A 24,135-nucleotide genomic window follows, 5' to 3' on the forward strand; every position below is an offset into this window, starting at 1 on the left:
CCACAACTGAAACAATGAACACATAATTATGATCCGATAAGAGTTGTCTGGCAAACCAGACACACTGGGACGAACTAAAATCCCCTCCCATGCTCATCGTTTCCGAGTAGTTCACTGCAAATATAATATTAAAATAAAAAACAACAATATAATAAATGGCAGAGATAAATAAAATAATCCCCCAGCGTATCCAGAATTTATTTGTCATTGTATGAACTCCCCAGAGAACCGCCAGATGTACCACCAGAATATGGCGACGAGGTACCTGATGAAGCAGAACTTTTTGCTCCCACCCCCATCAGTACAGCGCTCAATCCCTGTGCTGCTCCACTTTTATCACCAATATTAGGATATTGTTGCCTGAATTCACTGGTCATATTCATTACTGACATTGATGAAAAATCAGAACTTTTCTCAATAAGGTATTGTTGTAATGAGAAAGGGATCGTGAAATCTATCTCTGTGTCAACTGTTAACTGTGGCGAAGCAGATACCCCAAATGATGACTGTATAGAAGGTAATATATATTTTGTCTCAAATATTTTCGAACCAGAATATTTAATCCCCTCAACGGAGTGTGTCGTACAATTATTTCCGGTTACATCATAAATATCAATTGTACGCCCCCGCAACTTTACCCTGTCCGTCATTGATTTTGTAGGAACAGGTGGTTTTGCTGCATTCCACAATTTTTCAAAAAATTCACGAACCAATATCGGATTAGCATCATTTATTTCAAACACATGTGCTTCCATCTGATATAGCTCATAACGATAATAAGATCGGGCATCTTCATCTTCAAAGAAGTTTAAAATACCATCTCCGACAGTCGCACTAGAGCCAGTCCTTCCATACCGCCCGTAAGTGTACAAATAAACAGAATTATCCATATGTACAGAGACAAAAGCATGACCCGCACCTGTGGTTTCAACCCACAAAAATACACCGTTTAACAACAAATTATCTTCTGGCTTACAGGTTGCAGCGAAACTATTTTGTTCTTGCGTGTTCAGTGCTGTCTGCCATAAGTCTTTCACTCTTCCCTCCTGTTATTCTCCGCCAGTCGCAGCGCATCCACATACCGCCCTTCACTGTTCTGCTGCCAGAACCAGCCTTGCCCCGGTGTTGCCTGCCCCAGCGTCTTACCTGGCCAGCCCGGCCACGGCAGATAACGCACGCCCGGCAGTTCTACTACCGGTGCTTCATCCGGCAGCCCGGTAAGTTCCCGGCTGCGCTGCGATGTACGTCGTAACCCACGCAGCCACTGCGCCCACCACGGCCCCGGCTGCCACATCGCCCATAGCTGGTCCACCTGCTCCGTCAGCCGCCCGCGCCGCATCGTGTCCGGCGTGATATGCTGCGCCGCCAGCCTCGCCAGCCAGTACAGCCAGCCCTGCGTCTCCTGCAAACTCTCGTCCAGCCACTCCCGACCACAGCGCTGGTAAATCACCAGCGGCCACGGGCGTCCCACGCTATCCCGTGACGCCATCAGCACTCCGGTCAGCCAGTCAGTCGTCCCCCCCATCGGCAAAAATCCCGGCGACATCACAAAGCTCCACGGCAGCGGATGGTGTTCCGGCGCGGGCATATCATGTTCGCCACGCGGCGACAGGTGCATCCAGCCGTCACGCTCTTCATCGGTCGTCTGGCCTTCAGGCAACACGATATGCCGCCCGCTGCCCACCCACGTCTGGCGGTTCAGCCAGTCCTGCCATATTCGTCCCTCTTCAGCGCCCACCCGCCAGCGCACATAGTCGCGCTGGTCCGGCAGCCTGCCGAACATCGCCGGGGCTGATACCACCGCTGGCCGGCGCATTACAGCGCCCTCGCCGGGCAACTGAAGTTCTGCAACAGCTCCCGGCTGACCGGGTTAAAATCCCGCCCGGCGGTGATTTCCAGCACCACCCGACGACCGTCAAAATCATATTCCACCAGTTGCCGCCCCCGCACCGCCGTTTCCTGTACCATTCCGGCGTCCAGCAGATGAAACAGCGCCCACGGCCCGCCGGTCAGTAGCGTTGAGGTGTCCTGGCGAATACGCGGGCTGGCGGTGATTTCCGCCATCGAGCCGTTGCGCGGTCCCGGCCACGTCACTTTCAGGGGCCGGTCCGGACCATGGGCGTAGCGCAGCACCTGGCCGTCGATATCAATCACCAGTTCCGTGATGGCCGGGTCCATATCCACCACGCTAATCTGCATCGACCAGGAAAATTTTTTCCCGCCCTCGCTGTTAAAAAATACGCTGCGGATCTGCTTCGCCTGCTGAAACGGCGTTAAATCCGGCCCCTGCAACGTCATGTTGCCTTCGGTCGGTTTGTAGCGCCACGGGTCGCTGGCGGTGTCCGCCAGCGGAGCCAGTTGTTTGCTCCAGAAAGCATCCAGTACGCCACCGCTGGCGAAGATGCGGTTAAAGTCCTCGGCGCTGACCTCCTGCGGACTGTCGGCGAACGGATAGCGCCCGTCGATGGCGTCACGGCAGTCGTCGCCCATCATCGCCTCCATCTGAGTGTTCAGCACATCGCCGGTCCCGGCGTTGATTTTTCGCGTTCCCTGCTTCGTCAGATCCAGCAGGATGTTTTTCAGCGGCGCGGGCAGTTTCGCCGCCTCCAGTTGCAACTTGTCTGCGGCAGTAATGCGCGCTGGCAACGTCCCCGCTGCCAGCGCGCTATCAGCAATGGTCAGTTGGGTGTAATACTCGTTGAGCATGGTCAGCAGCGAAGCGATCTGCATCGTCCCACTGCCGCTCTGTCCGCCGTCCGTCCGCCCGGCAATGACCTCGCGCAGCGCGGCGAAACGGTCATCCACCAGCGTTTTTTCCAGCCGTTCTTCCGGGTGAATATCCTGGAACAGTTTTGCCGTCTGTACCACTTTCCCCGCGTTACCGGATGCGCGCTGCGCCAGTTGTTTCTGTCTGGCCTGCGGGTCCGGCGGCGGCACCAGCGTGGTCTGCTCCACCACCGCTTTTCCCAGCCGCATCAGCGGTGAGTCCGGCGACGCCAGGGTGCGCAGCACCTGTAAATCATAGGCCAGGCCGGAACTGCCCTCTTCCCCGGCACTGTTGATACTATGGATACTGTCCAGAAAATCCTGCCAGCGGCGGGCATATTCCGTCAGGTACAAACGGCGGACTTCGCGGGCGACAGACTGCTCCTGCCCCGGTATCTGGCTGCGCAGGCTGTCAGTCAGCTTTTTTGGCGTACTCTCCCGGCCCATCACCCAGCCATCGTTCGCCGTCGCCGCCGCCACAAATTCCGGTAATCGTTTGTCGAACAGCTCCCGGTATCCTTCACGGGTAAAAATACCCGGCACGCCCCGATCCAGCGGCGCGCCGTTGCTACGCACAAACACCGTTCCCGCATCCGCGCCGACGGCGCGTACCAGCGTGAACTCCTGCGGCGCTTCGCTCTCCATTGCCGCCAGCGCCCGCGCGTAGATACGCTCGGTACTGGTGTGACCGTCGAGGAATGCCCGCGCCTGGCGGATCAGCGCCTCATCTTTCTCATACGGTGAATGCACCACCCGGCTGCCGTCAAACAGCGCTTCGATATGCGTCAGCACGGCGGCGCGCCCGCCGAACCCGGCCACGCTGTCGCTGTTCCCCAGATCGTTAATCACCCACGACTGGATCTCCGCCGCGTTGTATTTATCTTCGTGATCTTTATCCAGATTCAGTAGCAGATAGATGCGCAGGGCATCGTAGGCCGCTTTACTGTCCTGACGGGCAATGGCGTCCGCCAGCACATACTCCATCCGTTTCACCAGCGGCGGCAGCAGCAGTTGATCCAGCAGACGGTTGTACAGCGACGCCACGCTGTCGGTTACCGGCGGTACGCTGTACAGGCCGTAGCGCCAGGTCAGCGGCGGCGCGTCCGGGTCCAGTTCCGGCCAGGCGGACAGTTCCCTTGCGCTGTCCAGCAGTGCCGGGACGGGAGCCATCGCCGGTTTACCGGTGTAGGCTTTCACTTCACCATCCAGCCGGGTCGCGCGGGCGCTGATTTCATTCAGATAGTCGCCGTTGGTCTGCTGGCTGGTCTGCATCCCCTGCCACAGCAGGAATGCCAGCACCAGTACCAGCAGGTGCCCGCCGAGGCGCAGCAGGCGGTAACGCCAGGCCCACTGGAGGTTTGGCTCCACCAGGTGCGCTTCACGGAAAATAAACTGCGTCAGCAGGTCATGCAGAAAGTAGCTGCGATTGCCGTCCGGCAGAGCGTGTGGGAGAGAGGTGGAGGATTCGCCACGGGCGGTTTTTATCGCCCGGACAAAGCGCTGCCAGATACTCAACTGGTCGGCCACGGCGTCGGCCTGCGCCTGCGCGGCACTGGTGAAAAACACCCCGCGCAGCGTGTTATTCAGTTGCGTGGCATCGAATTTTGAATCGAGGAAGATCTGTTCAATAGCCTCCAGCAACGGCTCGCCGAGGGCGGCGAACTCACGCGGGAAGGTATACAGCCGCTGGCGGCTTTTAAGGTCGTACTCTTCCTGTAACCGGGTATCCAGTCCCTGATCCAGCCGCAGCGTCAGGCGCGCCAGCTCCTGTGCGCAGGCGGCATGCAGCGCCTGCGGGTCGCCCGCTTTTCGCCTGCGGCTGTACGGCAACGTGAAGCCCCAGATTTGTGCGCGAAGATGGCTGGTCAGCGTGCGAAAATACTCGCTGAAACCCGGCAACAAATCCATTTTGGTGACCACCAGATAGACCGGAAAGCGAATCCCCAGGGTCTCGCGCAGTTCTGCCAGTCGCGCCCGCAGAGCGGCGCAGGCCGCCAGGCGTTCCGCCGGTGACTGTGCGGTTAAATCCGCCACGTTTAGCGTCAGGATCACGCCGTTAAGCGGCGCGCCGGGGCGATGTTTACGCAGCAGACCGAGAAAGCCCTGCCACTCTCCGGCGTTACGCTGCGCGGCGCTCGCTTCACCACCGTCATCGTGGCGGGCGTAGCGTCCGGCGGTATCAATCAACACCGCTTCATTGGTAAACCACCAGTCGCAGTGTAGCGTGCCGCCACCCGGCACTGTCAGGATACGCGAGGTCTGCTCCATTTGCTCCGCCAGCGGGAACTGCAATCCGGTGTTCAGCAGGGCCGTGGTTTTGCCGTCGCCGGGACTGCCGACCACCATGAACCACGGCAGCTCATACAGAAAGCGTTTTCCCTCGAAGATTTTACGCCAGCCAGGCATATCCACCCGCAACTGCCGCAGCTGCCGGATGGCCTGCGTGACAATATGGTTGACGGTGCGCAGGTCGGCTTTGATCTCGCCTGCCACCGGTACCTCTTCCCCGCGAGGATGCAGGAAGCGACGCAGCAGTTGTTCATCCATACGCAGCGCACGCCACAGCCGGTACAGGCCGTACAGCGCGTACATCAGCAGGATGAAACCAATCAGGGTCAGGCGGACCCACAGCGGCGCAAACGGATGGACATCGCCCAGGGCCAGCAGCGGTGTGACGAAGCCAATCGCCAGGCACAGGACACTGATGCCGATGATACTCATCGACCAGTTGACCAGCCACAGTACCAGCAGCATCAGCAACAGGGCAATGGTCACTACCCGGCTACCCACGGAGGCCAGCGGGCGCAGGGTATCAAATGACACCAGCGGCCCGACAAACCAGACCAGTAGCGCCAGAACCAGAACGCCCACAACTGCCAGCGCGCGCCGGGAAAAAAGCAGACTAAGAAATTTTTGCATTATATTTCGACTCGCCACCCAATAATCAATATTTTAAAATTCCCTGGATAAAGTAATATAACCATTAAATCTTACAGAACACTCATCAGCATTCATGAAGCTGGATGCAATGAAAATATCTTTTTCTTTATCTTTGTTAATATAGGTATATTTTGCCACGATAGATTTAACCTGATTTTCATAGTAACTATCGGAATAGGATTTTTTATCTAATATTGCCACTTTATTTTTGGCCTTATCTTTTTCATAATCCATCCTGGCCAGAGATTCTGCATAGACCTTAGATACACTTTGTTTTATCCTTTATAATAGTAGCGACATCTATATTCAGGTCATTTTTTATGGCATCAAATAACGATGACTCCATTGATGCTCCAACCGTAGCACACCCATAATCCTGCGCATAAGAAATGGCAGGAATACCCACCAACAGACAGACCATCACCTTAAACATATCAATCCTTTACCACCAAGACTTTATCTGAACTGGCAGCGATAACATTATCACAGGGTATACCTGTCATACTTCAGGCTGCATGTGTGTTGGCTTTCCTCGCTCACCCCAGTCACGAACTAATGTACGTTCCTGGGGATTCACTCCCTTGCCGCCTTGATGCAACTTGAATGATTTTATATATTACAGGGATACTCTATTAATTTATTTATGATAAGTTCAGCCGCGCGAGAATTCAGTTCCTCATTGGTTTTATTTTTAAGAGAAACATAGACAATTTCATTTAATGTTAGCGTCTTAAATAAATCGTATCCACACCATAGTTTTTTCTCCGTTGCATCCTCCACGCCAAGCAGATAGATACCCGCTCTGAGTTTATCCAGTTGATTACCAGATACCCAAAATTTAAAAAAGTCATTACCTGAAAGATTAAGCGCATCCGGCGTCAGGGATAACACAGGAGATGACCGGGAAGCAATTTTTACGGAGGGTTCAGTCCCCTGACAGGGGAAATTTTTAACTAATGCTTCCTCTATCAGCACCGAAGCTCTTGCATCAGGCTTTTTCACAGAGTACCGATCAAGCCAGGCCAGCACAGTATGGTTTATTGTTATACTGTCAACCTGACCATATCCACACCACGTCTTACCTTCTGTGGCATCCGCTACCCCCAACACATACATCAGTGTATTATCTTTTTCCTGTACGTTATCACTGGCATAAAATCCCAGAAAATCCCGTATACTGAGGTTGACATTATCGGGGGAAATTAATCCTGCGTTAATCAGGGACCCGGCAAAAACGCCACCGGGTAATAAACAACATAAAATGATCAAAAAAACACGGATAGATCGTTTTATGTGATATGTCGCTGAGATCCGATAATAATCCCCCGTCACGCCACATATTGCCGAATGATGAGACACATCATAGGTCGATTTTTTTATCATTCATTCACTCCACTACCAGAATTTCCACCCGACGGTTTTTCGCCCGCCCGGCTTTACTGCCGTTATCCGCCACCGGTACCGTATCGCCCTTGCCGACGATATGTACCCGTCCGGCAGGTACGCCGCCGGAGGTCAGCAACGCCGCAACTTCCGCCGCCCGTTTTTCCGACAGCACCAGGTTGGATGGGAATTCAGCCGAATGAATGGGCTGGCTGTCAGTGTGACCCGTTACAGTGACTGCGCCGCCCACGCGGGCGATTTCCCGCGCCGCTTTGTTAATCACTGGCCGGATTGCGTCACTCACCGTTTTTTGTCCCGGTACAAACATGGCGTCGCCACGGAAGACCACCCTACTGTGCTGGTCATCTTCGTCCACGGTCAGCAGGCCACGGGCGATTTCGTTTGCCAGCAGGATTTTCAGCCGCAGCTTATGAACCGGCACGGGCGGCGGCGGCAGTTTTATACCAATCGCATCAATATGCTGTTGTACGGTGACGGTCTGCACATCCATCCGGTGGCTGTAAAGGCCAAACAGCGTCAGCATCGCCAACAGGGCTATCCCGGCGCTCAGCCAGACCGGCACCCGGCGCATCCGCCGCAGTCGTCCGCTTATCGCCCCCTGAAAGTCAGGCGAGAGCGCGGGCATAACCGGATCGCGACGCTGTGAAAGCTGTGTCAGCAGTTGCTGGCGAATATTGTCCAGTTGCTTACGCCCGTCTGGCTGCACGCTGTAGCGGCCTTCAAATCCCAACCCCAGCAGGTGGTAGATAACCTCCAGTACGTTGCCATGTTCCTGGAAGCTGGCCGCCAGACGCCCGATGATCTGGAAAAGTTTTATCCCGCCTTCGCTTTCACCATGAAATGTTACCAGCAGGCTTTTTCCGGCCCAGACGCCGCGCCGTCCCCAGGTTGTGTTATTGGCGGCTTCATCAAGCGCCGTACACAGGCAGTAACGTACCGCCAGTACGTGCTCGCGCCGCAGGTTCGCCTGATCGCATAATGTCTGGTACAGATGCATCTCGCGTACCAGCAGATTACGGTAAGGCTCTACCAGGGCCGCATCCAGTTTAGCGGGCATGGCTGCGAGAGCGCACAATAAAGGCCGGGCAGCGGCGAGCAACGGGTTAGCCGCCGCGCTGATTTCAGCCAGCCGGAGTTTGCTGTCCGGACCGTCTTCAACGATGACATTGAGTTCCGTGCGCTGGCTGGTGTGTACCGGCGTTTCATATTCACTGTCCTTATGTTCCGGCGTGGTGGACAAAAAGGACATCATGTCCGCCGCTGGCGGCGTCAGGGTACTGTCTGTCATTTATCGCGCACTCCCCACAGTTCTGTCTCCAGCCCCGGAAATTCCCCGGCGGTGTGCATGGCCATCCCGCCGTAACGGGCAATGTGTTCCCACAATGCTCCCTCGCGGCGGATGTCGTAATAGATGTATCCGGCCTGAAACGGGATTTGGCGCGGTGGTACAGGCAAAACCTGCAAAGCCAGCCCCGGCAGATGCGAGCGGATCAGTTCCGGCAGGCGATCGGATGGCCCGATTTTGGTCTGGGCGGCAAAATGTTGCAGTAGCACATCGGTCGGCATTGAAGCCTTTATCGCCAGTACCAGCGTGCTGAAATCGGCAAGATCGGAAGGGGCTACCACCGCATTCAGGATGCCGTAAGTCCCCTCTTTCAGCTCGATGCGCTGCGCGCCCCGGATCAGTACCGCGTTCAGCAGGAACTGCACCTCATCGACCAGTGATTTCAACCCGGCATAGGGCGTCAGGTGTTTGTACTCTTTGTATTCAGCGGGCCGTCGCGTTTGTGGACGCACATAGGTGGAGAGTTCCCCGGCCAGTTCGGACAGGTAGCGATACAACACTTCCGGGGCCAGCGGGGTTTTCGCCAGGTGAATCAACAGCGGCTCAAAGCGATTGAGAATTTGCAGCAGCAGGTAATCGGAGACCTCTGCTGCTTCATGGCCGTGGCTGTCGCTGCCGGTCAGCCGTTCCGCCAGCGAATCGGCCCGCATCCGGATGAGATCGTTGATCCACGACAGCCAGGTACACATCAGTGAACTGGCCTGATAATTAATGATGGGCGGGATCAGGTCGTGGTCGATATCTATCCGCCCGTCAGGGTTCAACCCGGTGATGCGGGTCAACGGCAGGCCAATCCAGGCGCCCGTCACCGCCTTTTCCGGCAGCAGCCGCAGGCGCAGATGACTGAGCTGTAATAACTGCGCGCCACGTCCCAGCGAGTTGGCGTCGCGGATGTCGTGTTCGTGTACCGAGAAACGCGCCAGTGATTCCGGGTTATTGTCAAACGTAGTTTCTTCGCTGTTCGGCGCGCGTACCGGTACCGCCAGACAAATCTGCTGGTTCAGGTGCTCCGGCAGGATGGTCAGCGGCGGCGGCAGCGGGGTATGGTCCGGTGCGTTAAACGGCGTACCGTCAGGAAAAATCCCTGATGCCTCTTTCAGTATCAGTTTACCGATGTTCAGCGCTTCGCCATCAATATTGTAGTGGCTGAATCCCCAGAAAAAGGGGGTCAGCGGCAGGCTGCGGTAATGCATGACGTGTTCCAGATAACGCTCTTGCTGCTGAAACATCTGCGGCAGTAAAAATTGTCCTTCACTCCAGACTACGCGGTCATTCCAGCTCATAATTCATTTATCCCGTTCCGTAATTACAATAGCGCTTTGTTCCAGTTCCGCATCCAACTGCACTTTTCCTTTCCCCGGTACGAAGTTGCTGTACCAGGCTTTTTCCGGGGCTTCCGGGATTTTGTAGGTTACCCGCCAGACCGATTTGGCCAGGTTACGGTATCCGGCCAGTACGCCGATTGCCGTGGTCTGCGCATTCAGCGGGCGACGCAGTTTTTTCTCTTCGCCGGGACGCAAAATAAAGCTGTCGCGACGCACTAAATCGTCGGTAAGGACGGATTTGTCGTTGTCATGGAGCGACCAGTAATCAGCTGTCGTGAAAGCGGCGTCATTTTTTAGTTCATAAACACGTATCTCAATGGGCGCGGCCTTCTTCTGATTGTCAGGATTCACCTTATCAGAGGCTTTCACGCTCAGGTCGAGTCGCTGTGATTCGAGGTCAGGTAACGCATCGCTACTGCCGCATCCGGAAAGCAGGAGCAGTGCAAAAGGCATAGCTACCGCACATAACCGCCGAGTGGGGTTACGCCATTTATTCACTGTAAATTCCTTTAAAATCAAAACAATAAATCCGGCCAGATATAAATCTGGCCGGAAAAACAACCGTTAAATTTCTTTGTTGGCCTTGAAGTCGTAGCCTGCGGTGATGGTGCCGCCGCTGCCGCCCTGCTGGTTCTGCACCACGTATTCCTGTTTCACGGTGCTGAAGGAGAGCTCAATTGATTCGCGAGACGCAATTTCCCCTCCCTGGCTTCCGCTGGGCGATACCATTGCAATAATCAGATCTGTGAAGGTGTACTTGAGGTACTCCAGCGGATTGCCGCCAGCCTTACGCATAACCAGAATGGCCTGCGGAATGTGCTTGCCGGAAGAGCAGTATTTGAACAGGTTCGGGCTGGCGCGATCGATGTAATGTTCAAATGAAAGATGAGTAACAGATACTTTACCGGAACCGAGACCGCTACCGGCGTGCATGGTGGATTCCTGATGGATATTCCAGCGCCAGCTCAGTACTTCAATTTCATTTTTGTGTTTGTCATCCATCGACTCACCGTCGATGCCGTCAATTTTCAGAAAAATATCATAAGACATATCTACTATCCTTTTAACTACCTAAATAAAGCCCTGATTTATCTGCTTTATTAGGTGAACAGATTAACTATTACTGTACAGCTCTCTATTACCCATAAATTCATCAGAGCAAGAGAACATATGCTTTTAATATCTTTGAATTTTACTTCTCGACACGCCTTTCAATTAATTCATTTAACTCACTGTCGTGGATAAAATCTATGCACTTCATGGTATTAAAATCTGATGATATCGAGCCATTATATTTCAACCCTGAATATTTTTTCGCAATCTCATCAATTTCATGATAAATCTCCACAGATTGTTTACCATATTCAAGGTAAGCACTGGCCGTAGCTCTGGCATCGTTTTTAACGACATCATCTTTGTATACTAATGCCAGACAATGACTCAGCGCCCAATTTTTTAAGAGTTCCGACTGTGAATATTGTGTGGTCAATGCTTCTTGTGCAAAAGATGGCTGCCATACCAGCATTCCACTTATGCTGAAAGTAACTAATATTAACCATTTCATGGCAGTATCCACAGAGTCCCAACTTCAGGAACAAATGGTCCATTATCTGGGTCATTTAATAAGTGGCACTGATCTGAACAGATACTGCCATTCCATAATGTAACGTGTCCTCTGGCATTGCTCCAGCCATGCCCTTTTACTACGATAATTCCTTTCTTCCCTATAAAGTCACTCTGTTTCGGATTATTAACAATAAGATCAGGCTTGCCCATATTATGAGTAAGATGATCAATCATATCATTCACGCGATAAATATAGAATTTATTATCGGCACCACTAACCTTTGCATACGGGGAGTTACGGGCTATTGGGAATCCTGTCGCATTCAAAACATAGCTCATTCGAATAGGACAGGCATTTTGAAAATAACCACCAGTTATATTTTTCCCAACGTTTCCACCAATAATGCTACCCACATCAGCGACGGAATGATTCACCTTCCTAAAAGCCAGCCACGCTTCATTGAATGAAGGTCTGTTCATTTTGCTTACCCTCTAAAAATTCTGTGTAGCTCATTAATTCTCAACACGTATCTTCATGGACGCCGCTTTCTTCTGATTGTCAGAATTCACCTTGTAAAACGCTTTCACGCTCAGGCCAGGCCGCTGCGATTAGGGGTCAGGTAGCGGCCGCATCCGGAAAGCAGGAGCAGTGCAAAAGGCATAGCTACCGCACATAACCACCGAGTGGGTTACGCCATTTATTCACTGTAAATTCCTTTAAAATCAAAACAATAAAACCAGCCAGACATAACATCTGGCCGGAAAAACAGCCGTTAAATTTCTTTGTTCGCCTTGAAGTCGTAACCTGCGGTGATAGTGCCGCCGCTGCCGCCCTGCTGGTTCTGCACCACGTATTCCTGCTTCACGGTGCTGAAAGAAAGCTCTACCGTTTCACGGGAGGCGATTTCACCATTGTGGCTGCCGCTCGGGGAAACCACGGCGACAATCAGGTCGGTGAAGGTATACTTGAGGTACTCCAGCGGATTGCCGCCAGCCTTACGCATAACCAGAATGGCCTGCGGAATGTGCTTGCCGGAGGCGCAGTATTTGAACAGGTTCGGGCTGGCGCGGTCGATATAGTGATCAAAATCCAGGTTGGTGACGGAGACCTTACCGGAGCCGAGGCCGCTACCGGCGTGCATGGTGGATTCCTGATGGATATTCCAGCGCCAGCTCAGTACTTCAATTTCATTTTTGTGTTTGTCATCCATTGACTCGCCATCAATGCCGTCAATTTTCAAAAAAATGTCATAAGCCATTTTTATATCCTTATTAAGTTTTACTTAAAATAAACCTGATTTTATCTATATCTTTTTGTTTATAGATAAATCATTGCCGTACAGAATCCTTCTCCAATAACTTCAGGAGAACAGAGGACTGTATATTTTTCCGGTACCGATAATGTATTTAGTTATTTTATGAATTTGCATTATTTAATGCATATAAATAATGCTTCATAACTTCCGATAATAAAAACCATAACCTGTACTGAAATTTTCACGTCTCAAATCGCTAATTACAGATAAAAGATACAGACTGGTCTTCTGGCGATCCCTCAAAATTACGAGTCTTACAGCGAGTAGAAGAAGCAGGTATTGGTTGCGTCAACCATATCTGTTCATGACCATAAATACACGAAACCCAATAGCGATCGGTTTCTTTATCGCTAACACGTTCTGTTTCCCATACAGACCAATTTTCACCGTTTACTTTTTTAGTCTCTGGTTTGAGATCCATCAGGTTTTCAGGTTTACCCTGCGTTACCCCAATACTACTTAACCATAAACGCGACATATATCGGGGAGAAAGCTGCCACGCCGCTGGGACATCAGACTTCAGGCTCACAGCAGAAGACTGAGTATCAATAACAGCCGGGCAACTGACTTCCCAGGCTACAGCATATTGTGAAAAGAGCAGAACAATACCAGGTAACAGATGAAAAGTTGGGCTTATGGTCATAATATGTATTTCCTACTCAATGATATAAAAAGCTTCGGCATTGTTACTGGCATTCGGATATGTGTCATCATTACGTACCCACCTTTACGAGACCGTGGGCGAGACGAAATTCTTTTCTTCATATCCCTCTTTATATTCTCTATCTTCTCTGACTTCACTCGCTTAAACATTCACAAAATAAATGCATCAGGCATTGCCCTGCTTCACTGACGGCAGTTTTGTCACCAGGCGCAGCGATCCCGTCAGCCCTTCAAGCTGGAAATGCGGACGCAGGAAGAATTTCGCGTCGTAATAACCTGGATTGCCTTCCACCTCTTCCACCACTACTTCAGCGGCAGCCAGCGGACGACGGGCTTTAGTTTCTTGCGAGGAGTTAACCGGATCGGCGTCGACGTAATTCATAATCCATTCATTTAGCCAGCGCTGCATATCCTCGCGCTCTTTAAAGGAACCGATTTTGTCGCGGACGATACATTTGAGGAAGTGCGCGAAGCGCGAGCAGGCGAACAGGTACGGCAGACGGGCAGACAGGTTAGCGTTGGCCGTCGCGTCCGGATCGTAGTATTCCTGTGGTTTTTGCAGCGACTGTGCACCGATAAAGGCGGCATAGTCTGAGTTTTTACGGTGGATCAACGGGATAAAACCGTTTTTCGCCAGTTCAGCCTCGCGGCGGTCAGAGATGGCGATTTCGGTCGGGCATTTCATGTCCACGCCGCCATCGTCAGTCGGGAAGGTATGGCAGGGAAGATTTTCCACCGCACCGCCTGATTCCACACCGCGAATCAACGTACACCAGCCGTAGTGTTTGAAGGAGCGGTTGATGTTTACGCCCATCGCGTAGGCCGCGTTGCTCCAGACGTATTTGGTATGGTCAGAACCATCCGCATCTTCTTCAAAATCAAACTCGTCCACCGGGTTGGTTTTTGCGCCATACGGCAGGCGGGCAAGAAAACGCGGCATCGTCAGGCCAATATAACGGGAGTCTTCGCTAGCCCGCAGCGAGTTCCACGGCGCATATTCCAGGTTCTGGGTGACGATTTTGGTCAGGTCGCGGGGATTCGCCAGCTCCTGCCAGGAGTCCATTTGCAGTACCGAGGGGGAAGCCCCGGCAATAAACGGCGCATGGGCCGACGCGGCGACTTTGGCGATAGAGCCAAGCAGATCCACATCGGGCGGTGTATGGTCGAAGTAGTAATCCGCAATGATACAGCCATAAGGTTCGCCACCTAACTGGCCGTATTCGGCTTCATACAGTTTCTTGAACATCGGGCTTTGATCCCAGGCGATGCCCTTGTAACGCTTCATGTTGCGCCGCAATTCATCTTTTGACAGATTCATGAAGCGGATTTTCAGCTTTTCGTCGGTCTCGGTGTTGTAAACCAGATGCTCCATACCGCGCCAGGAGGATTCCAGCTTCTGCCAGTCGGGATGTTGCAGAATCAGTTTGATCTGTTCGGTCAGTTTAAAGTCGATCTGCGCAATAATAGCGCTGATGCTTTTATAAGCGTCATCGCTGACGGTGATCGTGTTCGCCAGCGCCTGTTGCGCCAGCGTCTGCACCGCGGCTTCCACGGCTTTTGCCGCCTGGGTAGTCTTGGGTCGGAAGGCCTGATTCAGCAACGCATCAAATTCACCGGATGCGGAGACGGTATCCTGAGCAACCGCGTCGGTTGCCTGCATATTACTGTTTGCCATGAAAATTCCTTAAAAATTCGACGTTATTCCGCTGATTCATTATCCGCTGACACACCTTGCTGGGTAGCGGCCGGTTTCGGCGCATTCGCCAGCGTTTTCAGCAGGGTCGGGTCCTGCAACAGTTTATTGACCAGATTTTCCGCCCCGGCCTTGCCATCCATGTAGGTCTGGAGGTTCGCCAGTTGAGTGCGGGCTTCCAGTAACTGGTTCAGGGCGTCCACCTTGCGGGCAATCTGTGCCGGCGAAAAGTCGTCCATATTTTCCAGCGTGATATCGACCATCAACTGACCTTCACCCGTCAGCGTATTCGGCACAGCGAACGCCACGCGCGGCGCAATGGCTTTCATGCGCTCATTGAAGTTATCAATATCAATATCGAGGAATTTGCGATCCGTCACTGGCGGCAGTTCTTCCCGCGGTTTCCCGGCCAGATCGGCCAGCACCGCCATCACGAACGGCAGCTCGATTTTTTTCTCGGAACCGTAAATCTCTACGTCATATTCAATCTGCACGCGCGGCGCGCGGTTGCGCGCGATGAATTTCTGCGCGCTATTGTTGATAGCCATACTCTTTCATTTCCTTATCAATCTACCGACGACCGCCCGGACAGCGGTGCAACGGCACAGTTTAAAAATCATACTCAGAGAGTTTTTTTATAATCTCTTTGTTTTCTTTGTACTTTTCCCGTAACCCAGGAAGTGCTTTTTTCGCCGGAGCGCACCAGGTATTAATGCCCTTTTCTATGACTTTTTTATCCTCTTCCGGTAAAGAACTGTCCCATTCGCCGGCCAGATGCTGGCACATCTCTGCATTGCTCAGAAAATGCTGCACATCCTGTGGTAAAGGCGGTTCGCCATGAACACTGAAAGCGAACATCATTAGCAAAGGAGTCAATAACGCCGGGTAACGTAATGTCATATTTAATGCCCATCAATTGACCAGTGGGGTTTATCTGTATTTCCGCCGACAAACTTAGTCACGCCATAAACCCACTGCGCACCACTTAACTCTTTTGGCATATTCCCTCCTGCGAGGTTGTCTCAAAAACAATCTGCTCATCACCATTAACGCCGATATCAATCTGCCTGATAGCGGCTTTTTCCGTCATGGCCTGCAACCAGTAGCGCGACAGTCGTGGCAGAATGTGCTGCTCGATGTAGCCAATCAGCAACCGCGCGCCCGTTTCATGCATTGGACAGCACGCCACAATATGTGCGACCAGTTCCTCGCTATACGTCAGCATCACGCCGTGCTGTTCACCCATCCGCGCCACCAGTCGGTCAAGGTGCAGACGGGCAATCACGCCACGCGACGTTTCGTCCAGCGGCAGGTAAGGGATCACCGTCACGCGGCCCAGAAATGCCGCCGGGAAATGCTTGCGTAATTCCGGCATTAGCGCCTCTTTAAGCCCCGTAGCATCGGGCATTAAAGCCGGATCTTCACACATCTGGCTGATGAGGTCGGAACCCACGTTGGTGGTGAGTAGTAGCGTGGTGTTTTTGAAATCGACATGTGTACCCTCACCGTCCTCCATCCCGCCCTTGTCAAACACCTGATAGAAGAGTTCATGGACGTCATGGTGCGCTTTTTCGATCTCGTCGAGCAGCACTACGCTCCAGGGGTGGCGACGCACCGCTTCCGTCAGCACACCACCCTCGCCATAGCCCACATAGCCGGGCGGCGCGCCTTTCAGCGTGGAAACTGTGTGAGCCTCCTGGAACTCGCTCATATTGATGGTTACCAGGTTTTGCTCACCGCCGTAGATAGCCTCCGCCAGCGCCAGCGCGGTTTCGGTTTTACCGACACCGGACGGCCCGGCCAGCATAAACACGCCCACCGGTTTGCGTGGATCGCCCAGTCCCGCCCTGGCGGTCTGAATACGTTCACCAATCTGCGCCAGCGCGCCGTCTTGCCCGGTAACGCGTTGCGCCAGTCGGGCAGGCAGTTCCAGCACCTGGCTGGCCTCATCTTTCACCATGCGCCCGGCAGGAATACCGGTCCAGTCGGCGACAATCGCCGCGACCACCGCCGCGCTGACTTCCGGGAACACCACCGGCGCGTCGCCCTGCCACTCCCTTAGCGCCGTTTCGGCCTGTTGCAGCGTGGTTTTGTCATCAGCATCAGACTCTGCGAGACGCAGTTTCTGCAACGTATGTACCAGTTCCAGCTCCCGCTGCCAGCGGGATTCGGATGCAGTCAGTTCATCGTTGAGCGAGAAAATTCGCGCCGTCAGCACATCGCGCCGCTCATCTGACTGAATCCCCATTTTTTCCTGCTTCTGCAACAGCGACCGTTCCATTTCCGCCGCTTTTAGCTGCTGGCGCAGGAACTGTACGCTGGCAGGCGGCGTGTGCAGCGTCAGCGCCACGCGGGCCGCGGCGGTATCCAGCAGGCTGATGGCCTTATCCGGCAACTGCCGGGCGGGAATATAGCGGTGAGAAAGCTGTACCGCCGCACGTACCGCCTCATCCAGAATCAGTACGTTATGGTGTTTTTCCAGCGTATCCACCAGACCACGCACCATTTCCATTGCGGGGATTTCTTCCGGTTCGGCAATCTGCAACACCTGAAAACGCCGGGTCAGTGCCGGATCTTTCTCAATATGGCGCTTGTATTCGCTCCAGGTGGTGGCGCCGATAGTCCGCAGGGTGCCGCGCGCCAGCGCCGGTTTCAGCAGGTTAGCGGCATCGCCCGTGCCGGATGCGCCGCCCGCGCCCACCAGAGTGTGAACTTCATCAACAAACAGAATAACCGGCTGCGGCGAGCGCCCGGCCTCTTCCAGTAACCCTTTCAGACGCGATTCAAACTCGCCTTTCATGCTGGCTCCGGCCAACAGAGCGCCAACGTCCAGCGCCAGCAGCCGTGCTTCCCGCAGCGCGGGCGGCACTTCCCCCTGCGCAATCGCCAGGGCAAAACCTTCGACGACCGCCGTTTTCCCGACGCCCGCCTCACCAGTCAGTAGTGGATTATTCTGGCGACGGCGCAGCAGAATATCCGTCATGGTGCGGATTTCATGCTCACGCCCCGTCACCGGGTCGATTTTGCCGTCGCGCGCCTGTGCCGTCATGTCCTGACAGTATTTTGCCAGCGCGGATTTACCGTCCTGCCCGCCGTTGGGAATCGCCTGACTGCTTTCACCGGGAATGGCTGATGCCAGGCCGGAGCCGTCGTAAGGGCGCTCCTGCGCTTCCGGCGATGTTTCGATCAACGAGGGCAGTATTTCAGTCAGTTCATCAACCGGAAGCGTGGCCAGCGGCGCGCAGATACTGCTCAGTACCCGACGCAGTTCTGGCGTGGTCAACAAGGCCAGCAGCAACCAGCCGCTGCGAATTTTGTTATCGCCGTAACGGACGCTCGCCAGCATCCAGGCCTTTTCAACGCTGAGATCGATATGGTGAGAAAAATCACTAATGGCGCTGGCCCCGGCGGGCAGCATATCCAGTTGCCGGAGTAACGCTTTCTCCACATCAGAAAGAGGGATCTGGTAATGCCGAAGAACGTGGAGAATATCGTTATCGGGCTGCTGTGTTAACTGGTGCAGCCAGTGAGTCAGCTCAACCCAGGGATTAGAGCGTAGTTTGCAAAATGCCGTTGCCGATTCCAGCGACCGGAATAGTGGGCCGGCCAGTTTTCCATACAACGCACTGCGTGAAACAGGAGTTTCCATGTGTTATGCCTTGTGACATAAAAATTCATAAAAATAATGCATCAATGCATATAAATATATAAACAATTCTTTATTGATAGCATCGAAAAAATATCGAAACAAAACAATGATACAGATCAGGGACTAATTAGCAACTAAGCCGTTAATATTAAATAATCAATGAACAGCAAGATAAAAATCGAAATTGCAGAATTAAAAGAAATAATATTTCAAAAAAGACATCTATGCATACAACAATTCATTCACGACGAAAATAATAAAAAGGGTGTCATCAATAATGACTCCCTATGAATTTAGTTAAAATTATTTATGAATTAAAACTCCCTAAACGTTTCCTCCAGAAAAATAAATACATTTAAGGGACATAATGAAACAAGACATGTGGGAATTACGGAAAATACAGTCGCAGGGTATAACGGATAACGCACAGTATCCCGCAGGGACATACATCGTATTTACTGCCGCCGCCCCCTACATTCCGCTTTTTGAGCAACATGGGAAAGACGATATCGCGCTCAGTCTTGTTCGCCACGAAGAGGCGTGGTGGATTGTTAATCACTCTGATGAACTGTGCTGTGCCGTCAATGAGCAGGTGATGGAACCTCATCACCGTATGCGGCTGAATGATGGAGATACGATTGAATGGGGTCTGTCATCCTGGTGCCTTGCCCGCACCAATGATGAGTCCCGTCCCGATGTTTCGTTTCCTCAGTTGGTTCAGTCATCTGAATCCGTTGCTGAGTACCTGGATCTGGACTGGTTTAAACAACAACAGCTCAATCCGCAGAACCCGTTCGATATTATTCCCGTCCGGGAAACCGCGCCCTCTTACACCGGCCATGAAGCGGATAGCACGCTACACCAGCTTTACCAGGAATATCAGCAGGCATTGCGGCCCTCCGGGCAGGAAAAGCCCCTCCGTGATAAACCGTTTCCCCGAAATGAAGACGCTGTCACCCAGGATTTGACGTCGTTATACGATAAAAAGGGCGACACCGACACGTTACAGGATATGGTGGCAGGCGCGCCCGGTATTGATGCCATTCTGGATACGCTGGACACGACCGGTGAGGGTGAAATGCACTGGCTGGCGATGGAATCAATGCCCGATATCCTACAACTGCTCTCGCCGGAACTGGGGGGGAAAACCGCACATAGCGAGATACTGCCCGATCTGACCCGCCGCGAGCATCGTATTATTGGCATCGATAGCCACTACCGAATCACTCCGACACAGAAAAATGGAAATACCGCCTATGAAAAAAACTGACACGCTTCCTGCTACCCTGTCCGCGCTGCTACAGGAATACTCTATTGCGGAGGGGATTCAGATGGCGGAGCAGAAGGTTCGGGAAAATCCGGCGAAGGCGCTCTGCCGCCACAGCCTGTTTCAGTTGCTGTGTGTGGCCGGAGACTGGTCGCGGGCGCTACACCAGCTTCAGCTATGTGCCAGGATGGAGGCCAATTATACCCAGGAGGCCCGGCTGTACCGGGAGCTGGTTCGCTGCGAAATGTTCCGCCACACCGTTTTTCAGGGTGAACAACGACCCGGTTTTCTTCTGCCGCAGCCCGTTTGGGTGGAGTCACTGCTGGCGGCACTCGCCTGTCATGACGATACCGGTGAGGTTGATAAACACCGTAATACCGCACTGGAAGCCATAACAGACACGGGCGGGCAGTGGAACGGCGGCGCATTTGACTGGGCGAGCGACAGCGATTCCCGCCTTGGCCCGGTACTTGAGCTGGTCACTGGCGGCGTGTATATCTGGCTGCCGTTTTCGCAAATACGCTCGCTGGAATCGCCGCAACCGGCACGCCTGACCGATCTGCTGTGGAAACCCGTTAATATCACCCTGGTGAATGGCGATACGCACGGCGCCTGGCTCTTTACCCGTTACAGCGGTTCGGAAAGTGCATCTGACGCCCTGCGTCTGTGCCGGGAAACCGCCTGGCAGGACGGCCCCGGCGAAACCACCGTGCGGGCGCTGGGGCAGAAAGTGTGGCTGACCAGCCACGGCGATATCAGCCTGCTGGACATGGCCCATTGTACCTTTCATGCTCAGGAAAACGATGGCGCATGAGCACGTCTCGTTTTACACCCGCTAACCACCTGCTGCCCACCCTATTTGATCGGCTGTGTGACAATGCTCCGTATCAGAAAATTGACCGGGATATCAGCGTCACGCCGGTACAACTGAAGGAGATCATTCGTCGGGATCTCTCCTTTTTGCTCAATACCATTAGCCACGAGGGTGACATCGACGCCCGGCGCTATCCGCAGGCGGCGGCGTCAGTGCTCAACTATGGCCTGCCGCCGCTGGCGGGCAGCTTTATGTATGAGCATAAGTGGGACGATATCAGCGAGGCGATCCGGCGCGCCATTATTCGTTTCGAACCCCGGCTGAACGCCGCCACACTCAGGGTCACGCCATTGCTCGATAAAACCCGGCAGGGTAGCTATAACACGCTACAGTTTGAAATTCGCGGACAAATTCTGACGCAGCCGTATCCCACGGAGTTTATGGTACGCAGCGCGCTGGATATGGAACTGAGCCGCATTACGTTCTTTTAATACAGGGCATTATTCATGGATCCACGGCTACTGGAGTATTACAACCGCGAACTGAGCTACCTGCGGGAGACCGGTGCTGAGTTCGCCACCCTCCATCCCAAAATTGCCGCCCGACTGGGGATGCAGGGAAGCGATATTGCCGACCCGTATGTGGAACGCATGATCGAGGCGTTCAGCTTTCTGAGCGCCCGTACTCAGCTAAAAATTGACGCCGAGTTTCCCCGCTTCACACAGCGGTTACTGGAAGTCGTCAGCCCCAATTACGTCACCCCCACGCCATCGATGGCAGTGGTAAAGCTGTATCCCGATACGCAGGAAGGCGACCTGGCGAAAGGGGTCACCGTGCCGCGCGATACCGCGTTCGTTTCCCCTATCCCGGAAGGCGAAAATACCGCCTGCCAGTTTCGCAGCAGCCAGGACGTCACGCTGTGGCCGCTGTCCATCGAGGAGGTACGCCTGACCGCCGCGCCACCGGATATGCCCGCCCTGCACCGCTATCTGCCGCCTAATATTCATGTCGCCGGGGCATTGCGCATCACCCTGCGAACCTTCGGGGAACTGACTTTCAGCGAGCTGGCCGGTCCGGCACGGCTGCCCTTTTACCTCTGCGGCGAAGAACGCATTGCGTCACACCTGTTTGAGCTGCTGCATACCAGCGCCGTCGCCACACTGGCCGGTGAACCCGGTCACTTTGACGGCGAACTGAATGTGAATCTTCAACACCCGGTGGCGCACGAAGGGCTGGAGCCAGGGCAGGGGCTGCTGCCGCTCGCCTGGAACGTGTTTCACGGCCATAATCTGCTGCATGAATTTTTCGCCTGTCCGGAACGGTTTTACTTCTTCACCCCGACCGGATTGTCTGCCGGGTTACAAAAGGTGCAGGGCAATGTGGCGGAAATTGTCATACTGCTTAATCGCCTGCCGCCGGACTGGCTGATTCATCAGACGGACGCTGCACAGTTCAGCCTGTTCTGTACGCCGGTGATCAACCTGTTTCCCCGCACCACCACCCGGATTGAAGTCACTCACAGCGTGACGGAACAGCATCTGGTAGTGGATCGTACCCGTCCGCTGGATTACGAGGTGTTTTCTGTTCAGGAAGTCGAAGGCCTGGAAGCGGAAACCACACGGAAGATGATTTTTCGTCCGCTGTATCACACCCGTAATAATGACGAAGGCAACCACGGGCGTTATTTTTCACTGCGTCGTGAACCGCGCCGCTCGTCAGAAAATGCCCGCCGCTATGGCACCCGAACCCCCTATACCGGCTCGGAAATCTTCCTGTCGCTGGTTGATCAGCATGAAGCGCCCTACCCGGAAAATCTGCGCCATATCACCGTCACGGCAATGGTGACTAACCGCGATCTGCCCTGTCTTATTCCACGTAATGGCCGGGATGATCTGACCGTAGATGCGGCGATCCCGGTGGCGGGCGTGGGTCTTATCAGACCGCCGCGCCCGCCGCAGCCGCCGCTGGCTGAACGCGAAATGGCCTGGCGGCTGATCCGGCAGTTGTCGTTTAATTATCTGCCGCTGGCCGATCTGGATCACCGCACCGGCGGCCAGGCGCTGCGCGATCTGCTGAATCTGTTTATTCCGGCTCACGACAGCCCGCAGTCGCGCCAGGTGCGCAGCCTGATTGGCTGCAAAACCACCCCAGTAACCCGCCGCCTGCCCGGCTCCGGTCTGTTGGTCTATGGCCGGGGCGTCAGTTGCGAACTGACCGTGGACGAAGAAGGATTTTCCGGTATCAGTCCTTACCTGTTCGGTCTGGTGCTGGAACACTATATTGCCCGCCATGTTTCCATTAATACCTTCTCACAGATGACGCTGCACTCGATGCAACGCGGGCATGTCATGACCTGGCCGGTAAGAACCGGGCAACGGGGGAGCGTATGACCGGCGCTCTCGACCAGGCGCAGAAAACCCCATGGCGTTACGGATTCCTGAACCTGATGCGGCGCGTGGATGCCCAGCTCTGTGATACTCCGGCAGGCAGTATCTGGCAGCCACGGATGGAAAAATTCCGTCTGGGACAGACGCCGACGATGACCTTTGCGCCACGGGAAATCGCCCAGGTCAGCTGGCTGGATGGACGCCTGCACCTGAGCCTGTACAGCCTCGGACTGTGGGGGCCAAACGGCCCGTTGCCGCTGCACTATACCGAGCTGGCGCTAAATCGCTCAGAGAGCCGTCACGATCCGACGCTGGTTCATTTTTCCAATATTTTTCACCACCGCTGGCTGACGCAGTTCTGGCAGGCATGGCGCAGCGGCCAGTCCGCTGGTGGCGGGCTGGACAAACCGGAACACGACCGTTTTGCGTTTTATATCGCCAGTCTCAGCGGGCAGGATCTACGGGAAAGCGCCGAAAGCCCGCTGTCAGATCATGTTCGCCTGGCAGCCTCCGCTCATCTGGTACGCGAATCGCGCAATCCTGACGGGCTGGCCGCCACGCTGGCGCACTATTTCAGCGTACCTTTTGCGGTGAAAGAGTTCGCCCTGCACTGGATAACGGTGGCGAACGATGAAATCACCCGTCTGGGCACGCCCGCGCAGTCTTCGGTGCTGGGCAACGGGGCGCTTATCGGCCAGGCCGTACCGGATATGCAGTACAAATTCCGGCTAATTATCGGCCCGCTCACGCTGGAGGATTACCTGCGTTTTCTGCCCGGCGGCAACAATTTGCCCGTGCTGACAGAACTGGTGCGTACGTTCATCGGTTTTGAACATTGCTGGGAGATTGAACTGCAGTTAAAGCCTCATGCCGCACCGCCTGCGGTGATCGGCGGCGCGCAGCAGCTTGGCTGGACGGCCTGGGCAGGTAAAGCCATGCATGACCGTCCGGTGACCGGCATGATTTTTGAACCTGAACACGGCTTAACCCACTGAGAGTA

Annotated in this window: 21 protein-coding genes and 2 pseudogenes; 5 read left to right on the forward strand and 18 right to left on the reverse strand. The window is 54.0% G+C overall.

Annotation, left to right across the window (positions count from 1 at the left end; translation table 11 throughout):
• Window positions 1-197 precede the first annotated feature (197 nt).
• The 18 genes and pseudogenes from J4614_RS12545 to tssH all read right to left on the reverse strand — a co-directional run bounded on the left by J4614_RS12545 (window position 198) and on the right by tssH (window position 18,667).
• The gene (locus J4614_RS12545) at window positions 198-1,037 is read right to left on the reverse strand and encodes a hypothetical protein (RefSeq protein ID WP_000654209.1); all 840 of its coding nucleotides are present in this window, start codon (window positions 1,035-1,037) and stop codon (window positions 198-200) included.
• Window positions 1,034-1,816: a TagF domain-containing protein gene (locus J4614_RS12550; protein WP_061377247.1), complete on the reverse strand. Its 783-nt coding sequence runs from the start codon at window positions 1,814-1,816 to the stop codon at window positions 1,034-1,036. Before J4614_RS12550 ends, J4614_RS12545 begins: the two co-directional genes overlap by 4 nt.
• A complete protein-coding gene (gene tssM, locus J4614_RS12555) occupies window positions 1,816-5,685 on the reverse strand; it encodes a type VI secretion system membrane subunit TssM (protein WP_080177806.1) in 3,870 nt (1,289 codons plus the stop codon). The genes J4614_RS12550 and tssM overlap by 1 nt, the downstream gene beginning before the upstream one ends.
• 33 nt (window positions 5,686-5,718) lie before the next feature.
• Window positions 5,719-6,127, reverse strand: a pseudogene (locus J4614_RS12560) (Shiga toxin A subunit).
• A 188-nt stretch (window positions 6,128-6,315) separates the two neighbouring features.
• The gene (locus tag J4614_RS12565; RefSeq protein ID WP_069721355.1) at window positions 6,316-7,089 is read right to left on the reverse strand and encodes a Rap1a/Tai family immunity protein; all 774 of its coding nucleotides are present in this window, start codon (window positions 7,087-7,089) and stop codon (window positions 6,316-6,318) included.
• A 4-nt stretch (window positions 7,090-7,093) separates the two neighbouring features.
• Entirely contained in the window at window positions 7,094-8,398 is a 1,305-nt protein-coding gene (gene tssL, locus J4614_RS12570; protein ID WP_000132483.1) for a type VI secretion system protein TssL, long form, read from the reverse strand.
• Window positions 8,395-9,738 (reverse strand): type VI secretion system baseplate subunit TssK, encoded by a 1,344-nt coding sequence (gene tssK / locus J4614_RS12575; protein ID WP_000118735.1) that lies wholly within the window; start codon window positions 9,736-9,738, stop codon window positions 8,395-8,397. Before tssK ends, tssL begins: the two co-directional genes overlap by 4 nt.
• A 3-nt stretch (window positions 9,739-9,741) precedes the next feature.
• Window positions 9,742-10,278, reverse strand: a complete 537-nt coding sequence (gene tssJ, locus J4614_RS12580; RefSeq protein ID WP_080177809.1) for a type VI secretion system lipoprotein TssJ — start codon at window positions 10,276-10,278, stop codon at window positions 9,742-9,744.
• Window positions 10,279-10,344: 66 nt separating this feature from the next.
• Complete coding sequence (locus J4614_RS12585; protein WP_000119439.1) at window positions 10,345-10,830, reverse strand: Hcp family type VI secretion system effector; 486 nt, start codon at window positions 10,828-10,830, stop codon at window positions 10,345-10,347.
• Window positions 10,831-10,972: 142 nt separating this feature from the next.
• Window positions 10,973-11,356, reverse strand: coding sequence for a type VI secretion system amidase immunity protein Tai4 (locus J4614_RS12590; protein WP_000379083.1), 384 nt, complete (start codon window positions 11,354-11,356; stop codon window positions 10,973-10,975).
• Window positions 11,341-11,826 carry a type VI secretion system amidase effector protein Tae4 gene (locus J4614_RS12595; protein ID WP_001081548.1) on the reverse strand — a complete coding sequence of 162 codons (486 nt, stop codon included), beginning with the start codon at window positions 11,824-11,826 and terminating at the stop codon, window positions 11,341-11,343. Before J4614_RS12595 ends, J4614_RS12590 begins: the two co-directional genes overlap by 16 nt.
• Before the next feature lie 42 nt (window positions 11,827-11,868).
• Window positions 11,869-12,052, reverse strand: a pseudogene (locus J4614_RS22150) (type VI secretion system lipoprotein TssJ); the annotation flags it as partial.
• A gap of 67 nt (window positions 12,053-12,119) precedes the next feature.
• Window positions 12,120-12,605, reverse strand: a complete 486-nt coding sequence (locus J4614_RS12605) for an Hcp family type VI secretion system effector (RefSeq protein ID WP_000312803.1) — start codon at window positions 12,603-12,605, stop codon at window positions 12,120-12,122.
• A 253-nt stretch (window positions 12,606-12,858) separates the two neighbouring features.
• A complete protein-coding gene (locus J4614_RS22320) occupies window positions 12,859-13,305 on the reverse strand; it encodes an STY0301 family protein (RefSeq protein WP_001602342.1) in 447 nt (148 codons plus the stop codon).
• A gap of 186 nt (window positions 13,306-13,491) precedes the next feature.
• Window positions 13,492-15,000: a type VI secretion system contractile sheath large subunit gene (tssC, locus tag J4614_RS12615; protein ID WP_000013884.1), complete on the reverse strand. Its 1,509-nt coding sequence runs from the start codon at window positions 14,998-15,000 to the stop codon at window positions 13,492-13,494.
• A gap of 23 nt (window positions 15,001-15,023) precedes the next feature.
• Window positions 15,024-15,566, reverse strand: a complete 543-nt coding sequence (gene tssB / locus J4614_RS12620; RefSeq protein WP_000996815.1) for a type VI secretion system contractile sheath small subunit — start codon at window positions 15,564-15,566, stop codon at window positions 15,024-15,026.
• A gap of 61 nt (window positions 15,567-15,627) precedes the next feature.
• A complete protein-coding gene (locus J4614_RS12625; protein ID WP_079822013.1) occupies window positions 15,628-15,918 on the reverse strand; it encodes a hypothetical protein in 291 nt (96 codons plus the stop codon).
• 85 nt (window positions 15,919-16,003) lie between these two features.
• Window positions 16,004-18,667 (reverse strand): type VI secretion system ATPase TssH, encoded by a 2,664-nt coding sequence (tssH, locus tag J4614_RS12630; protein ID WP_079822014.1) that lies wholly within the window; start codon window positions 18,665-18,667, stop codon window positions 16,004-16,006.
• Between the two features lie 367 nt (window positions 18,668-19,034).
• On the opposite strand from tssH, the gene tagK reads away from it, so the two are divergent.
• From tagK to tssG, 5 genes are read left to right on the forward strand one after another with little or no spacing between them, the layout of a single operon-like run.
• The gene (gene tagK / locus J4614_RS12635; RefSeq protein ID WP_000806675.1) at window positions 19,035-19,937 is read left to right on the forward strand and encodes a type VI secretion system-associated protein TagK; all 903 of its coding nucleotides are present in this window, start codon (window positions 19,035-19,037) and stop codon (window positions 19,935-19,937) included.
• On the forward strand, window positions 19,924-20,748 hold the full coding sequence (locus J4614_RS12640) for a type VI secretion system accessory protein TagJ (protein ID WP_079822015.1): 825 nt from the start codon (window positions 19,924-19,926) through the stop codon (window positions 20,746-20,748). The genes tagK and J4614_RS12640 overlap by 14 nt, the downstream gene beginning before the upstream one ends.
• Entirely contained in the window at window positions 20,745-21,239 is a 495-nt protein-coding gene (tssE, locus tag J4614_RS12645) for a type VI secretion system baseplate subunit TssE (RefSeq protein ID WP_000108008.1), read from the forward strand. The genes J4614_RS12640 and tssE overlap by 4 nt, the downstream gene beginning before the upstream one ends.
• Window positions 21,240-21,254: 15 nt before the next feature.
• The gene (gene tssF, locus J4614_RS12650; protein ID WP_060633396.1) at window positions 21,255-23,138 is read left to right on the forward strand and encodes a type VI secretion system baseplate subunit TssF; all 1,884 of its coding nucleotides are present in this window, start codon (window positions 21,255-21,257) and stop codon (window positions 23,136-23,138) included.
• The gene (tssG, locus tag J4614_RS12655) at window positions 23,135-24,130 is read left to right on the forward strand and encodes a type VI secretion system baseplate subunit TssG (RefSeq protein ID WP_000145234.1); all 996 of its coding nucleotides are present in this window, start codon (window positions 23,135-23,137) and stop codon (window positions 24,128-24,130) included. Before tssF ends, tssG begins: the two co-directional genes overlap by 4 nt.
• Window positions 24,131-24,135 lie beyond the last annotated feature (5 nt).

Source organism: Salmonella sp. 32031103-2018-00083-FB-01-SM-01 (genome assembly GCF_017571995.1).
Taxonomy (GTDB): Bacteria; Pseudomonadota; Gammaproteobacteria; order Enterobacterales; family Enterobacteriaceae; genus Salmonella; species Salmonella enterica.

Coding starts and splice junctions, on each gene's coding strand:
- tssE (WP_000108008.1), top strand. CDS start 20,745: ATGAGCACGTCTCGTTTTACACCCGCTAACCACCTGCTGCCCACCCTA.
- J4614_RS12595 (WP_001081548.1), bottom strand. CDS start 11,826: ATGAACAGACCTTCATTCAATGAAGCGTGGCTGGCTTTTAGGAAGGTG.
- tssH (WP_079822014.1), bottom strand. CDS start 18,667: ATGGAAACTCCTGTTTCACGCAGTGCGTTGTATGGAAAACTGGCCGGC.
- tssG (WP_000145234.1), top strand. CDS start 23,135: ATGACCGGCGCTCTCGACCAGGCGCAGAAAACCCCATGGCGTTACGGA.
- tssB (WP_000996815.1), bottom strand. CDS start 15,566: ATGGCTATCAACAATAGCGCGCAGAAATTCATCGCGCGCAACCGCGCG.
- J4614_RS12565 (WP_069721355.1), bottom strand. CDS start 7,089: ATGATAAAAAAATCGACCTATGATGTGTCTCATCATTCGGCAATATGT.
- tssF (WP_060633396.1), top strand. CDS start 21,255: ATGGATCCACGGCTACTGGAGTATTACAACCGCGAACTGAGCTACCTG.
- tssL (WP_000132483.1), bottom strand. CDS start 8,398: ATGACAGACAGTACCCTGACGCCGCCAGCGGCGGACATGATGTCCTTT.
- J4614_RS12640 (WP_079822015.1), top strand. CDS start 19,924: ATGAAAAAAACTGACACGCTTCCTGCTACCCTGTCCGCGCTGCTACAG.
- tagK (WP_000806675.1), top strand. CDS start 19,035: ATGAAACAAGACATGTGGGAATTACGGAAAATACAGTCGCAGGGTATA.
- J4614_RS22320 (WP_001602342.1), bottom strand. CDS start 13,305: ATGACCATAAGCCCAACTTTTCATCTGTTACCTGGTATTGTTCTGCTC.
- tssM (WP_080177806.1), bottom strand. CDS start 5,685: ATGCAAAAATTTCTTAGTCTGCTTTTTTCCCGGCGCGCGCTGGCAGTT.
- tssK (WP_000118735.1), bottom strand. CDS start 9,738: ATGAGCTGGAATGACCGCGTAGTCTGGAGTGAAGGACAATTTTTACTG.
- J4614_RS12585 (WP_000119439.1), bottom strand. CDS start 10,830: ATGTCTTATGATATTTTTCTGAAAATTGACGGCATCGACGGTGAGTCG.
- J4614_RS12550 (WP_061377247.1), bottom strand. CDS start 1,816: ATGCGCCGGCCAGCGGTGGTATCAGCCCCGGCGATGTTCGGCAGGCTG.
- J4614_RS12625 (WP_079822013.1), bottom strand. CDS start 15,918: ATGACATTACGTTACCCGGCGTTATTGACTCCTTTGCTAATGATGTTC.
- J4614_RS12605 (WP_000312803.1), bottom strand. CDS start 12,605: ATGGCTTATGACATTTTTTTGAAAATTGACGGCATTGATGGCGAGTCA.
- tssC (WP_000013884.1), bottom strand. CDS start 15,000: ATGGCAAACAGTAATATGCAGGCAACCGACGCGGTTGCTCAGGATACC.